Source organism: Mesorhizobium sp. M0030, from assembly GCF_040323695.1.
GTDB lineage: Bacteria > Pseudomonadota > Alphaproteobacteria > Rhizobiales > Rhizobiaceae > Mesorhizobium.
Map to the genome: position 1 here is coordinate 110138 of NZ_JAMYVE010000003.1, position 13034 is coordinate 123171.

Annotated in this window: 19 protein-coding genes; 4 read left to right on the forward strand and 15 right to left on the reverse strand. The window is 62.5% G+C overall.

Annotation, left to right across the window (positions count from 1 at the left end; translation table 11 throughout):
* Positions 1–40: 40 nt before the first annotated feature.
* From NKJ80_RS08020 to NKJ80_RS08065, 10 genes are all read right to left on the reverse strand, one after another.
* Positions 41–610 carry a DUF3299 domain-containing protein gene (locus NKJ80_RS08020; RefSeq protein WP_023669012.1) on the reverse strand — a complete coding sequence of 190 codons (570 nt, stop codon included), beginning with the start codon at positions 608–610 and terminating at the stop codon, positions 41–43.
* A 46-nt stretch (positions 611–656) separates the two neighbouring features.
* Positions 657–1241, reverse strand: coding sequence for a GNAT family N-acetyltransferase (locus tag NKJ80_RS08025; protein ID WP_023669011.1), 585 nt, complete (start codon positions 1239–1241; stop codon positions 657–659).
* Positions 1201–1905 carry a DNA alkylation repair protein gene (locus NKJ80_RS08030; RefSeq protein ID WP_023710489.1) on the reverse strand — a complete coding sequence of 235 codons (705 nt, stop codon included), beginning with the start codon at positions 1903–1905 and terminating at the stop codon, positions 1201–1203. Before NKJ80_RS08030 ends, NKJ80_RS08025 begins: the two co-directional genes overlap by 41 nt.
* Positions 1906–1914: 9 nt before the next feature.
* Positions 1915–2784 (reverse strand): NAD(P)-dependent oxidoreductase, encoded by an 870-nt coding sequence (locus NKJ80_RS08035; RefSeq protein ID WP_023755279.1) that lies wholly within the window; start codon positions 2782–2784, stop codon positions 1915–1917.
* 104 nt (positions 2785–2888) lie between these two features.
* A complete protein-coding gene (locus tag NKJ80_RS08040; protein ID WP_023688511.1) occupies positions 2889–3719 on the reverse strand; it encodes an ABC transporter permease in 831 nt (276 codons plus the stop codon).
* On the reverse strand, positions 3716–4432 hold the full coding sequence (locus tag NKJ80_RS08045; RefSeq protein WP_023669007.1) for an ABC transporter permease: 717 nt from the start codon (positions 4430–4432) through the stop codon (positions 3716–3718). Before NKJ80_RS08045 ends, NKJ80_RS08040 begins: the two co-directional genes overlap by 4 nt.
* Before the next feature lie 75 nt (positions 4433–4507).
* Positions 4508–5293 carry an ABC transporter substrate-binding protein gene (locus NKJ80_RS08050; RefSeq protein WP_352497388.1) on the reverse strand — a complete coding sequence of 262 codons (786 nt, stop codon included), beginning with the start codon at positions 5291–5293 and terminating at the stop codon, positions 4508–4510.
* Positions 5294–5610: 317 nt separating this feature from the next.
* On the reverse strand, positions 5611–6114 hold the full coding sequence (gene mobB / locus NKJ80_RS08055) for a molybdopterin-guanine dinucleotide biosynthesis protein B (RefSeq protein WP_023690740.1): 504 nt from the start codon (positions 6112–6114) through the stop codon (positions 5611–5613).
* Entirely contained in the window at positions 6111–6743 is a 633-nt protein-coding gene (mobA, locus tag NKJ80_RS08060; protein ID WP_023682493.1) for a molybdenum cofactor guanylyltransferase MobA, read from the reverse strand. The genes mobB and mobA overlap by 4 nt, the downstream gene beginning before the upstream one ends.
* Positions 6744–6750: 7 nt before the next feature.
* Positions 6751–7671, reverse strand: coding sequence for a DMT family transporter (locus tag NKJ80_RS08065; RefSeq protein ID WP_352497389.1), 921 nt, complete (start codon positions 7669–7671; stop codon positions 6751–6753).
* Here NKJ80_RS08065 and NKJ80_RS08070 point away from each other — a divergent pair.
* Complete coding sequence (locus tag NKJ80_RS08070; protein WP_198020043.1) at positions 7622–7798, forward strand: hypothetical protein; 177 nt, start codon at positions 7622–7624, stop codon at positions 7796–7798. The two genes, NKJ80_RS08065 and NKJ80_RS08070, sit on opposite strands and share 50 nt — an antisense overlap.
* Before the next feature lie 98 nt (positions 7799–7896).
* On the opposite strand, the gene NKJ80_RS08075 is transcribed toward NKJ80_RS08070, so the two are convergent.
* The 3 genes from NKJ80_RS08075 to moaA all read right to left on the reverse strand — a co-directional run bounded on the left by NKJ80_RS08075 (position 7897) and on the right by moaA (position 9898).
* The gene (locus NKJ80_RS08075) at positions 7897–8253 is read right to left on the reverse strand and encodes a hypothetical protein (RefSeq protein ID WP_352497390.1); all 357 of its coding nucleotides are present in this window, start codon (positions 8251–8253) and stop codon (positions 7897–7899) included.
* Between the two features lie 96 nt (positions 8254–8349).
* Complete coding sequence (locus NKJ80_RS08080; RefSeq protein WP_023690743.1) at positions 8350–8850, reverse strand: hypothetical protein; 501 nt, start codon at positions 8848–8850, stop codon at positions 8350–8352.
* Between the two features lie 52 nt (positions 8851–8902).
* Positions 8903–9898 carry a GTP 3',8-cyclase MoaA gene (moaA, locus tag NKJ80_RS08085; RefSeq protein WP_031193366.1) on the reverse strand — a complete coding sequence of 332 codons (996 nt, stop codon included), beginning with the start codon at positions 9896–9898 and terminating at the stop codon, positions 8903–8905.
* 198 nt (positions 9899–10096) lie between these two features.
* Between moaA and NKJ80_RS08090 the strand changes: the two genes are divergently transcribed.
* Together NKJ80_RS08090 and NKJ80_RS08095 are read left to right on the forward strand one after the other, a co-directional pair.
* Positions 10097–10450, forward strand: a complete 354-nt coding sequence (locus tag NKJ80_RS08090) for a gamma-butyrobetaine hydroxylase family protein (RefSeq protein WP_023668999.1) — start codon at positions 10097–10099, stop codon at positions 10448–10450.
* Between the two features lie 65 nt (positions 10451–10515).
* Positions 10516–11127, forward strand: a complete 612-nt coding sequence (locus NKJ80_RS08095) for a pyridoxamine 5'-phosphate oxidase family protein (protein ID WP_023668998.1) — start codon at positions 10516–10518, stop codon at positions 11125–11127.
* A 26-nt stretch (positions 11128–11153) separates the two neighbouring features.
* Here NKJ80_RS08095 and NKJ80_RS08100 read toward each other — a convergent pair whose 3' ends face one another.
* Entirely contained in the window at positions 11154–11606 is a 453-nt protein-coding gene (locus NKJ80_RS08100; protein ID WP_023668997.1) for a MarR family winged helix-turn-helix transcriptional regulator, read from the reverse strand.
* Between the two features lie 48 nt (positions 11607–11654).
* Here NKJ80_RS08100 and NKJ80_RS08105 point away from each other — a divergent pair, with 48 nt between their 5' ends.
* Complete coding sequence (locus NKJ80_RS08105) at positions 11655–12563, forward strand: alpha/beta hydrolase (RefSeq protein ID WP_023668996.1); 909 nt, start codon at positions 11655–11657, stop codon at positions 12561–12563.
* A 45-nt stretch (positions 12564–12608) separates the two neighbouring features.
* Here the strand turns inward: NKJ80_RS08105 and NKJ80_RS08110 are convergent, their stop codons facing one another.
* Positions 12609–13007, reverse strand: a complete 399-nt coding sequence (locus NKJ80_RS08110; protein ID WP_023688500.1) for a rhodanese-like domain-containing protein — start codon at positions 13005–13007, stop codon at positions 12609–12611.
* Positions 13008–13034 lie beyond the last annotated feature (27 nt).

The following is a 13034-nucleotide window of genomic DNA, read 5'->3' on the forward strand; positions in this document are numbered from 1 at the left end:
GTCCGTGACTGGGCGGTGACGCTGCACAAGCCGGCGGCGCTTAGTTTTTCTTTTTGTTGAGGAAACTCCAGGGCGAGTTGACCGGCAGCGTGATCGTGTCCGGCACCGTGTCGACTGCCACCACATCGGCTTTGCGTACGGTGTAGCCGGACTGGATGATGCTGACGCCGTCGAGAATGAACAACTGGCTCTTCTCCAAGCCGGGCCGCAAGGCGCCGGTCACGGCAACCGACTCATAGGCCTGCGACATCTTGTAGGGACGGGCCGGCGTCACCAGCACGATCTGGTTGGGCGGCGGCGTCGGCATGTGGCTGCAAGCGCCTGTCCACGGCACCAGCAGGAACTGGTAGACGAGGTCGCCATCGCGGTCGACCGGCAATGCATAGCCGGCTAATTGTACCATCTTGTCCTGCAGGTTGAGCGACAATGTCTCGCCACGATCGGGCAGTTTTGCCGCAATCATCGGCAGGCCGGCATCTTCGGCCACCGCCTGCGTCGCAGGACGCAGATCTTTCCAGAAGATGTGCGCGGTTTGGCCTGAGGCGTTGGTAGCGGTGAACACCAACAACGCGGCTGCAAGCGCCAAGGTCGATTTGAGAGGACTGCTCATCGGCCGCTTCCTTTGTGCAGGAGTAAAGACGCCGCGGCCGATCGCGTCAACGCTCGAGCCGCATCACATGTCTGCGAGAGCCGGCCATGCCGACCTCATGGAACCCGCGAGCGATGAACACGCCGCGAAACCCCATGAAACGGTAGCTCGGCGATGCCTCGTCGACCGGGTAGGCCTCGATCACGCCGGCGCCCTTGGCAAAGGCGTGATCTATGGCAGCGTCAAGCAGCGCTGCCGCCAGCCCGCCGCCGCGCAGCGCCCTTGGCACATAGAAGCAGACGATCGACCAGATGCCGGTCTCGTCATCGTCCTGTTGCGACGTCAGCTTCCGATAGGTCTGGCGCGGCGCGACCGAGCACCAGCCGACGGTCTTGCCGTCAATCTGGGCCAAGATTCCCACCGGCGTACCGGCCTCGACAAGCGCCATCATGGCCCGTTTCAACTCGGCGTGCTGGACATGCTCGCGGCGGCCGGGCAGGGGCCGCCAGGCCATGCACCAGCAATACTTCGGACCGCCTTGCGCTTCGAAGAGGCCTTCGAAATCGGCGCGCGTCTGCCGCGTCACCTCGGTGAACCGGACGTTGGCTAGGTCAGCCTTTTCTGGCGGCGATCCGCTCGACGATCTTGGCATTGGTGAGTTCCCGTACGGCGTCCTTGCCAATCCAGCGCGCCGTCTTGTCGGCCGACTGGGCCAGTCGTTCGGCCACGGCAAGGGCAGCGCCGTGCATCTCCAACGATCGCTTGCCGATCGAACGAAGCGCCCAGTTTGCCGCCTTCTTCACGAAATTGCGGCTGTCGGCGGCATGCGCTTCGATGATCGGCAGGAAGCCGAGGAAAGTCGCCACCGGCTCCTGCTTCCGGTGCACGACGGACCACGCCATCATGGCAAAGGCCGTGCGTCGAACGAACTCGCGCTCGTCCGCCGCGAACTCTTCAATCAGCTCCTTCCAGGCGTCCGTGTCGACGAAGAGATCGGAGACGCCGTCGACGATATCCCAGGAATCGAAGGACGCGGCCCATTGTCGTGCATCCGCGGCTGAGAAGCGCTTCGGGTCGGCCGTGACGGAAGCGATGAACTGCGCCTCCATGATGCCGGTCTGCCAAAGTTCGAAAGCTCGCTCGTGGTTGCGCTTGATCTTTTTGGCGATCTGCCGCTGCATGCCATGCGAGATGCCGAGCGCGCGCTCGGTCTTGATACCGTAGCGCAACATGCCGCGGCGATTGTCCTCCGAGCCGATCGAGCGCAAATGGGCGACGATCTCATCGGCGCTCGATTGGGGCGAAAGCTCGGCCATTGCGAACGCTTATTTTTCCAGGCGCGCCAGCAAGGACGAGGTGTCCCAGCGCTTGCCGCCCATCGCCTGCACATCCTTGTAGAACTGGTCGACAAGGGCGGTCACCGGCAGTCGCGCGCCATTGCGGTCGGCTTCATCGAGGCAGATGCCGAGATCCTTGCGCATCCAGTCCACGGCAAAGCCGAAATCATATTTACCGGCATTCATCGTCTTGTGGCGGTTCTCCATCTGCCAGGACCCGGCAGCGCCCTTGGAGATGACTTCGATGACCTTCTCGATGTCGAGCCCGGCCTTCTTGCCGAAGTGGATGCCTTCGGCCAGTCCCTGCACCAGCCCGGCAATGGTGATCTGATTGATCATCTTGGTGAGCTGGCCGGCGCCCGACGGCCCCATCAGCCCGACCATCCGGGCAAAGGCGTCGATGACCGGCCTGGCCTTGTCGAAGGCAGCCTGCTCGCCGCCGACCATCACCGTCAGCACGCCGTTCTCGGCGCCCGCCTGGCCGCCGGAAACCGGCGCGTCGAGGAAGGAAAAGCCGGCCTTTTCAGCGGCGTCGGCCAGTTCGCGCGCGACTTCGGCCGAGGCGGTGGTGTTGTCGATGAAAACGGAGCCTTTTTTTATCGCGGCGAAGGCGCCATCGGCCCCGGTCGTCACCGAGCGCAGATCGTCGTCATTGCCGACGCAGGAGAAGACGAAATCCTGGCCCTCTGCGGCCTCTGCCGGCGTCAAAGCAAGCTTGCCGCCATGCTGGGCAACCCATTGCTCGGCTTTCGCTGCGGTGCGGTTGTAGACGGTGACCTCATGGCCACCTTTGTTCCTGAGGTGCCCGGCCATGGGATAGCCCATCACGCCAAGACCGAGAAATGCCACAGATGCCATGGGTTTGCCCTTCAGATGAAAGCGAAATTGTCAGCGCAAGCTCTAGGCACTGCACACAATTCGTCAAGACGCGCATGAGCCGATCGACTGGTACAGCCGACCGCTCAGCGGATCAGATGAATGGTGATCCGTCGCTCGATCCATTCGACGCCGTGGCGCAGGATCTCGACCATCACCAGATAGACGATGGCGACCCAGACATAGGCCTGGAAGTCGAAGGACTTGGCGTAGGCGAGCTTCGCGTTGCCCATCAAATCATAGACGGTGATGATGGCAACGATGGCAGAGGCCTTGATCATCAAGACGAGCTCGTTGCCGTAGGGTCGGAGCGCCACGATAAACGCTTGGGGCAGGATGACCTTGCGCAGCGTCTGCAGCTTGTGCAGGCCGAGCGAAGCAGCGCCCTCCCATTGGCCCCTCGGAACACTCTCGATGGCGCCGCGCAGGATTTCGGCCTGGTAGGCGGCGGTGTTGAGCGCGAAGGCGAACACACCGCAATTGAAGGCGTCGCGGAAGAACCACCACAGCCCGACGGATTCGAGCTGCACCCGGAATGAGCCCAGGCCGTAATAGACGAGATAGACCTGGACCAGCAGCGGCGTGCCGCGGAAGAAGTAGACGTAGCAATAGGCCAGGACGGACAGATAGCGGTTCTTCGACATGCGGGCATAGGTGACGGGCAGCGAAAAAAGCGCGCCGAGCACCATCGAGATGGCCACCAGCGCAAGCGTGGTTCCCAAGCCCTGCAGATAGGCCGGCGCGTATCTGGCGAAGAATTCGCCATTCCAAGCGTAAACCAGATAGACGGCGATGCCGATGCCGAACAGGATCCAGAAGCCGACCAGCGCGTAGCCGACGATACGGGCCCGCGGCCAGCCTCGCGCCCGTGGTGGTGGCTTCTCGATGTCGACGGCGGCGCGCGTCACGACGCTCATCGTGCCTCCCTCCTCCCGAGCGAACGCAGGATGAAGCCGGTGGCGATCGACGACAGGATGGCAAGGATAAGGAACACCATCGCCGCGACGCTGTAGAACAGGAAGGAATGTTTGGTGACACGGGCCGCCACGCCGGCGTTGCGCAAGGTTTCAGCCAGGTTGACGACCGACACCAGGGCCGTGTCCTTGAGCAGGCTCAGCCAGCAATTCTCAAGGCCGGGGAAGGCGATGCGCAGCAGCTGCGGCAGGATCACCTTGCGCATCGTCTGCCATTTCGACAGCCCGATCGCATAGCCGCCCTCATACTGGCCCTTCGGAATGGCGCGAAAGGCCGACAGGAAGACTTCGCTGGAATACGACGAAAAGATCAACGACAGCACGATCATGCCGGCGAGGAAGCTGTCGACATCGACCGTCGCTTCCGGCCTGAACAGACGGATGACATACTGCAAGAGGATCGGCATGCCGAAGAAGAACAGGAAAAGCGTCACCAGTTCCGGCAGTCCGCGAAACACCGTGGTGTAGATGTTGGCAGCCACGCGAAGCGACGGCTCTTCGGATTGTTTTGCCCAGGCGACGAAAAAGCCGATCGTCAGGCCGATCGGCAGTGTCGCCAGCGCGAGCGCAATGGTGACCAGTGCGCCATAGGCAATATCGTCAATCCAGCCATCGGGTCCCCAAGTGAGAAGTATCCATATGTTCTGGCTTGGCATTGACGGGTCTTGTCTCCACTTCTGTCAGGCCAAGGCGGCAGCAGGAAACTTCCCCTGCCGCCTTGTTTCAGACGATCAGGACTCGGCGCCGAAGACGTCGAACTTGAAGTACTTGTCGTTGATTTCCTTGTACTTTCCGTTGGCGCGGATTGCGTCGATGGCGCTGTTCAACTTGTTGACCAGATCCTTCTCGCCCTTGCGCACGGCGATGCCGGCGCCCGGTCCAAAGATATCGACCGGCTGCGGCGAAGGCTGGCCGAGAATCTTGCAGCAGGCGCCATCAGGCGAATCCAGGAACTGTTGCAACACGACGATATCGTCCTCGATCGCGTCGAGACGGCCATTGGCGAGATCGGCCTGCTCTTCGGGGCTGCTCGGATAGCCCTTGACCGTGCTGTCCGTATAGGTTTTCGAGGCGTAATTGAAATGCGTCGTCGTGGTTGCGACGCCGATGGTCTTGCCGGCCAGGTCTTCCTTGGTCACGCCCTTGAGAGTCGAATCCTTGGGTACCGCGATCGCCGACGGCGTGTTGTAGTATTTGTGGGTGAAGTCGACCTTCTCGGCGCGCTCCGGCGTGATCGACATCGAGGCGACGATGGCGTCGAACTTGCCGGCCTGCAGGGCGGGAATGATGCCGTCCCAATCCTGGGCGACGAAGGTGCACTTGACCTTCATCTCGTCGCAGAGCGCCTTGGCGATGTCGATGTCGAAGCCGACGAGCTGGCCGTCGGAGGTCAGGTTGTTGAATGGGGGGTAGGCGCCTTCGGTGCCGATTCTCAGGGTCGTTTCCTGAGCCTGGGCGACGCCGAGCGTCAGCAGCGCAGCCGATGCGGCGAGCGCGATACGCAGTGCAATACGCATGATAGTCCTCTCTTTATGGCTCCCGGCCGTCGTTCCGGAACGGCTCTGTGGGGCGGTGCTTTTGACCGCCCGCTGGCGCGATACTCCCACTGTTTTCGGGAGAAAAGCAACTGTAAAACCGTTGCTTGCGGGATTTGCGGGTCCAGCCAATGCCGACGCCGGGTTAATGCATGTCGCCCAAAAGTGCGCAGCGGTTTTGGGACGACGACATGCATAAATAAAACAACCTGAAGCGCGTCGCATGGCCGTTCAGGCGCGACGCGCTTAGACAATGCAACGGCTGAAGAGGGCGGCTGAACCGGGCGAGGGCAGGGACCTCAAGGTTTGAGGCCGGTCATGCGCTCGATGAAGTCGGCTATCCCTCCCGTGTCGTCGAGATCGAACACAGGCAGGCTTTCGCCGGTAACCGCGAAGTCGGCGGCAATCGCCACGATATGTCCGTCGTTCGCCGACAGCGGCGAGCGGTCCTTGGCCTCCCGCCGCCGGGTCTCGATCTTTTTGTGCGCCTCGCGCTTGTAGCCTTCGACCAGCACGATGTCGCACGGGGCCAACCGCGACAGGACCGTCTCCAGCGTCGGCTCGTCCTCACCGCGCAATTCATGCATCAGCGCCCAGCGTTTGCCCGACACCACCGCGACTTCGGTGGCGCCCGCCTGGCGGTGACGAAAGCTGTCGGCGCCAGGCTTGTCGATGTCGAACTCATGATGGGCGTGTTTGACCGTCGACACTGTCCAGCCGCGCCGGACGAGCTCTGTGACCAGCTTCTCGGTCAGTGTGGTCTTGCCGGAATTCTTCCAGCCGGTGATGCCGAAGATGTTCATGGGCCGATGCTCTGCAACAGACGCTCGGCCACCGCAAGGTCGTGCGGTGTGTTGATGTTGAAGAACGGGTCGATCTCGTCACTGCCGTGGGTCAGCAACGGAAATTCCACTTCGACACAGTCGTGCCGCTCGATGAAGGCGGAGACGCGCCTGTTGTCCTCGTCGATCAGGAAATGACGCAAGGCCTCACGCAGCCCGAGCGGCCACAGCGCGAAGGTCGGATGCTGCCGGCCGGCGGAACTGGCAACAGCGATGGAGCCTGGTCGCTCGTCAACAGCCGCAGCCAGCCTCTCGACCAGGTCCACCGGCAGGAACGGCGTGTCGCCGGCGGCCGTCGCCAATGCCTTGAAAGCGGTATTCGCTGCCGCCCATTCGAGGCCGGTGAGGATTCCGGCAAGCGGTCCGGCATAGCCTTCCACCGCATCGGCGAGAACCGGAAGACCGGCCGCCTCGAAGCGCGCCGGGTCACCATTGGCGCTGAGCGCCAGCGATCCGACCTGCGGCGCCAGGCGGGCAACGACATGGTCGAGAAGCGGACGCCCGCCAAGCGCCAGCAAAGTCTTGTCGCCGCCGCCCATGCGCCGTGACAGGCCTCCGGCCAGGATAATTCCTGCAATGTCTTGGCTCATGGCCAAGCTATATGCCGTCCGGCGCCATGTCGGGTCCAGCGCTTTCGGCTGCGGGTTTTTGCCGGCCGGCGACCCGCTCGCGATAGAGCGCGTAGAGGCCGGAGCCGATGATGATGGCGGAGCCGAAGATCATCGGCAGGTCGGGGACATCGCCGAAGATGATGACGCCAAGCAGCATCGACCAAAAGAGGGCCGTGTAGCGGAATGGCGCAATGAAGGAGATGTCGCCAGCCCGCATTGCCATGATGATGAACTGGTAGCCGATCAGCACCAGCACCGCCGCCAATGCCAAAAGTGCCGAGCCTTTGCCGGACATCGGCGTCCAGCCGCCCATCGGCGACAGCAGCACGGCGCCAACGATGGTCATGGCGATTGCCGTTGCCGTCGACACCAGCAAGGTCGGGATAGCCCTCGGGATGCGCTTGGTGGCGAGGTCACGTACTGCGCAACAGGCGACGCTGACGAGTGCGTACAGCGAATAGATGCTGAAGCCTTCGAAGCCTGGCCGCACGATGATCAGCACGCCGCCAAAGCCGACCGCGATCGCCAGCCAGCGCCGCCAGCCGACCGCTTCGCTGAATACGAGTGCCGCCCCCATCGTCACCGCCAGCGGCAGCGCCTGCAGCACCGCCGAGACATTGGCGATCGGCAGATGCGCTAATGCCACAAGGAAGGCGACGGTGGCGCCGGCCTCGGCGACCACGCGAAGCGTCACCAGCGGCTGCAGCATCGACCTCGGTCGCGCGAGCGCGCCTTGCTGCCAGGCGAGCAGGCCGACGAGCAGCGACGCAAAGGCGCCGCGCACCAGCATCACCTGCGCCATGTTCATCGATTCCGACGAGAACTTGGTGATGGCGTCGTTGAGGGTGAAGCCGATCATGGCCACCATCATGCACAGCGCGCCGCGAATGTTTGGGGAAAGAGGCAAGGGCGTTACCGGTTTGCAAGAGCAATTCCAGAAAAGTGTGAAACGGTTTTCCGTCCGGAATTGCGTGAAAACAAAGAATAAAGCGGTTCGACGTTTCGGCGAAACGGTGAACCGCCCAAGCCTGTAGCAGCCGGCGGCAAGACAGCAACGTCAAAGAAATAGGCCACGGATTTTCACCCGTGGCCCACAAAATCGCTAAGAGGGCTGGCCGGATGATCAGCAGGCTCATTTCGGGGTCAGCACCTCGGTGCCGCTGCCGTTCTTGCCGGCGATGGTCCACAGGCCGTGCAGCGAGCCGTCATCTTCTACCTTATAGACGACGAGACCGATTTCCTTGCCCATGACATAGCCGGCGGAGAAGGCATCGTCGTTGCGCATGCAGATGCCGTCCGACGATGATCCGCTCGTCTCCCAATGGATGGTACAGGTGGTCTCGCTGGTCAGCGTGATGGTGGCTTCGCCGCCATATTTCGAGCCGTCGAAATTGGTGCCCGCGACGGTGTAGCTGCCGCCGATGGACTGTGCTGCTGCCGGCGCGGCGGCAAACCCAAGCATTGCAAGAGAAAGTAAGAATGTGCGCATGTCGTATTCCCCCAAACCGAGCGACGAGCCGCTATAGGCCGAAATTTAGGGCGGAACGCGATGGCGGTAAATCGGGTTTGCAGCGTGGAGAGCGATTTATTCCCAGTGTTGCTCAGCCCCATGCAGGCTGTCGCCGATAGCGCCGACCAGTGGGTCGTACTTGGCCTTGAGCGAGGCGGGATATTCGATCCAGACTGTATGGATTGCATCCTCTTTTTCGAAGACGATTCGGGTATAGAAGATCTTGTCGCCTTTGGTGCTTGAGACCACTGCCCAGTTCTTACCGGTTTTGCTGTAAGTGACCTTTTCCCCAGAGTCAGGGTCGGCTTTTTCCTTTTCAACCAGACTGTCGGGCGTATCTTCCGTCAGCTTGTATCCGCCGTAACAGGACAAGCTCGCACCATCGGGGCTAAGCCATTTTCGACCGTCGCCATTGAGGGACTCAGGCATCGGCTTGCTGAAAATCTGGCTCAGGAACGTGCACACCGTGCCATAGCGCGCATTGATGTAGGTGAACGGCTTTGCGGGCGCCACTGTGGTCGCCAATGATAGGGCCACGACCAGCGCTGACAGCCCGGTTTGGCAAACACGCTGCATGGAAATCCCCCTCGCTTCCAACGGAAGCATTCTGCACCAATCGCGGAGAAAATCAGCCGCCGGTGACGCTCATATGTCTCGACACCGACGGGCGGCTGGTGCGGCGGTCGATGATGAAATCATGGCCTTTCGGCTTGCGGCCGATCGCTTCGTCGATGGCAGCAGCGACCAGCTCGTTGCCTTCTGAGGCACGCAACGGCGCGCGCAGGTCGGCGGCATCCTCCTGACCCAGGCACATATAGAGCGTGCCGGTGCACGTCAGCCGCACGCGGTTGCAGCTTTCGCAGAAATTATGCGTCATCGGCGTGATGAAGCCCAGCCTGCCGCCGGTCTCTGCGACATGGACGTAGCGGGCCGGACCGCCGGTCTTGTAGGGGATGTCGCTCAGCGTGAACTGGCGCTCGAGCGAAGCGCGCAGCAGCGATAGCGGCAGATACTGGTCGGTCCGGTCGGCGTCGATCTCGCCCATCGGCATGGTTTCGATGACGGTCAAGTCCATGCCGCGGCCATGCGCCCAGCGCATCATCTCCGGCAGCTCGACGTCGTTGAAGTCCTTCAGCGCAACGGCGTTGAGCTTCACCTTCAGCCCCGCCGCCTGCGCGGCATCGATGCCTTGCATGACCTTGCCGAGATGGCCCCAGCGGGTGATGGCGTGGAACTTGTCGGCATCGAGCGTATCCAGCGAGACATTGATGCGCTCGACACCGCAATCGGCAAGCTCGGCGGCAAAGCGCGACAGCTGCGAGCCATTGGTGGTCAGCGTCAACTCTTCCAGCGCGCCGCTCTTCAGGTGCCGCGACAGCTGGCGCACCAGATGCATGATGTTCTTGCGCACCAGCGGCTCGCCGCCGGTGAGGCGCAGTTTGCGCACGCCCTTTTCGATGAAGACGGTGCAGAGCCGGTCGAGTTCCTCGAGCGACAGCAGGTCCTTCTTGGGCAGGAACGCCATGTCCTCGGCCATGCAATAGGTGCAGCGGAAATCGCAGCGGTCGGTGACCGACACGCGCAAGTAGCTGATCGTGCGACCGAAGGGATCGATCATGTCCATGCGTTCAAGCATTCCCGTGGCTGCGAGTGGCGCCGTTATATACGGCTATGTGATACGATCCAACCCGCCATTCAAGATAGCCGCTCTCGATCTTTGGTGACATTCCCTGGCCGACATCCGGTGTCGGCCGGGTCCAAATGGCCTTTTCCGCTCGCGCGAAGCAGCGTAGGGAAGGGCGGATTGACGGGATGCAGAACAATGACGGCGCCGAAGGAACTCAGGGTCTCGAAGGACAGAAAACTGCTGTCCGTCACCTTTCCCGATCATCGGCCGTTCGAATTGCCGGCCGAACTGCTGCGCGTCGCTTCACCCTCGGCCGAGGTGCAGGGCCATTCGCCGGACCAGCGGGTGACGGTTCCCGGCAAGCGCAACGTGGCCATCCTCAAGATCGAGCCGGTCGGCAACTACGCCGTGCGCATCACCTTTGACGATTTTCACGACACCGGCATCTTCACCTGGAATTACCTGCACACGCTTGGCCACGAAAAGGACGCGCGCTGGAATGCCTATCTCGCCGAGCTCCAGGAGAAGGGACTGAGCCGCGACCGCTAGTTCGGCACTGTCGGCAAAACGTCATTGACTGGGGGTAACGCTGGCAACGGTTCGGAGACGGGAAAATGTCTGACATCACCACGGTCGAACAGCTCGAAGCCCTCTACGGCCTGCCCGGCGAAGCGTCGACGGTCAAGGAACTCGACCACGTCATTCCCGAATATGCCGCCTTCATCGAAGCCTCGCCTTTTGTCGCCCTGGCGACGAGCGGGCCGGAAGGGCTGGACTGTTCGCCGCGCGGCGATCTCGCCGGCTTTGTGCGCATGCATGACCCGAAAACGCTGATGATGCCGGACAGGCGCGGCAACAACCGCGCCGATTCGCTTAAGAACATCATCCGCGATCCTCGCGTCGGGCTGCTGTTTCTTGTGCCGGGTTCGGGCACGACGCTGCGCGTCAACGGCCGCGCCCGCATCACCACCGACGCCGCGCTTTGCGCCTCCTTCGCCGTCGAAGGCAAGCCGGCGCGCTCGGTCACATTGGTCGATGTCGATTCGGTCTATTTCCAGTGCGCCCGCGCCATCGTTCGCTCGGAGCTGTGGAACCCGGCAAAGCACGTCGACCCGAAATCGCTGCCGACACCCGGAACAATCCTGGAAGTCACCAGCCGCAAGAATATCGATGCCGGTACTTACGACAAGGAATGGCCGGAGCGGGCGAAGAAGACGATGTGGTGAGGTGGGAGGCGCGTGGATCGAACGGCTCAGGTATCCTTCAGCACGTCATAGATCTTGCGCATCTGTTCGCCGATCATGTCGCACTGTTCCGCTGTCGACTGGCTCATCGCCTTTTCGATCAGCGCCATATGCACCTTCAGCGCCTTCATCAAAAGCTCCGTGCCGGCCTCGGTAAGCGTCAGCCGCAGGACGCGCTTGTCCTTCTCGTCGCCTTCGCGGCGCAGCAGGCCGCGCGCCTCGAGCTGCGGCAACAGCATGGTGATGTTGGAGCGGCCGACCAGCAGTTTGCGGGCGAGATCGTGCTGCGACATGCCGGGATGGCGATAGAGGTTCATCAGCACGTCGAGCTGCGCCGGCTTGAGATCCAGCGGCGCCAGCTTTACCGCCAGCGCACGCTCCAGCACATGGCAGGCGCGCGCCACCGCGACCCAGTTGCGAAAGCGCGGGTTGTCCCAGGGCAGCTCTTGTTTAATGTTCATGTTTGAACTATTATGTTCATGCTTGAACGGAATGGATGGATCGCCACTATGGCATCATTTGGACTGAAGGTCATCCGGGGCGTGTTCCGCGCCGCCGAGCATGTGGCGCCCCGCCTGAGCGGGCGCGCCGCCTTCGAACTGTTCTGCCGCACGCCGAGCGTGAAGGCGCTCAGTGACGGCGAGCGGCGTGCGGTCGACCGCGCCGCCGGCTTCATGGCCGAGGCGCGCCATCATCGGCTTACGACCAAGGCCGGCTGCGTCATGGTGCACGAATTCCGGCCCGAGCCGGGCAGGGCGTCCGCCGGCACGGTGCTGGTCGTCCATGGCTGGCGTTCGCGCACGGAATATATGCGGGCTCTGATCGAAGGCTTTCGCGATGCGGGCTACCGGGTCGCCTCGCTCGACCTGCCGGGCCATGGCCAGTCGCTGGGCCGTCATCTCAACATGGTCAATGCGGTCGAGGCGGTCAGGGTCGCCGGCGAATGGTTCGGTCCGTTCAAGGCGATAGTCGGCCATTCCTTCGGTGGCGCCGTCGCCGCCAATGCCATTGCCGGTTCGATCAAGGGTATCCAGCCCGTCGCGGCCGAGCGGCTGGTGCTGGTCGCCGCGCCAAGTTCCCTGCCGGCGATCTTCGCCGACTTCAGCCGCATGCTCAATGTCGGTCCGCGTTCGCAGGTTTCCATGGCCGATCAGGTGAAAAGGCTGTCGGGCCGGCCGCTGCATGAATTCACCGGCGACCGCCAGTTGGCTGAGGCGCCGGTGCCGACGCTGGTCATCCACGCGCCGGACGACCGCGAAGTCCCCGCCGATCATGCCACACGTTATGCCGGCGCCGGCAGCCATGTGCGGCTGCACTGGGCCGATGGGCTCGGCCACCGTCGCATTCTCGCCGACAAAGGTGTTGTCGAACGCGCTGTGACTTTTGTCAAAAACGAGCGCGAGCCGATACTGCATTGATTCCAATGGGTGTATTGTCGACTCCGACAACGCCGGAGCGGTGAGCTAACCGTTCTTCTTGCCGCCCGGCTCGACGGGCAATCCGGCCGCCTTCCAGGCGGTATAGCCGCCAAGGATGTGCTTGACCGGCGACAGCCCCATATCCTGCGCCGTCTTGGTGGCCAGCGCCGAGCGCCAGCCGCCGGCGCAAAAGAAGACGAAGCTTTTGCCCGAGGCGAAGAACGGCTTGTGGTAGGGGCTTTCGGGATCGATCCAGAATTCCAGCATGCCGCGAGTGACATGTTTGGCGCCGGGGATCTGGCCGTCCCGCTCGATCTCGCGTGGATCGCGCAGGTCGACGAAGATGGTGTCCTCGTCGTCGAGCAGCCCGGCCGCTTCCTCGGGCGAGACCACCTCGATCTCGGCATTGGCCTCGTCGAGCAACTCGCGATACCCTTTTTTCACGGATGATCCCTCCCGGCGCATTTCGCC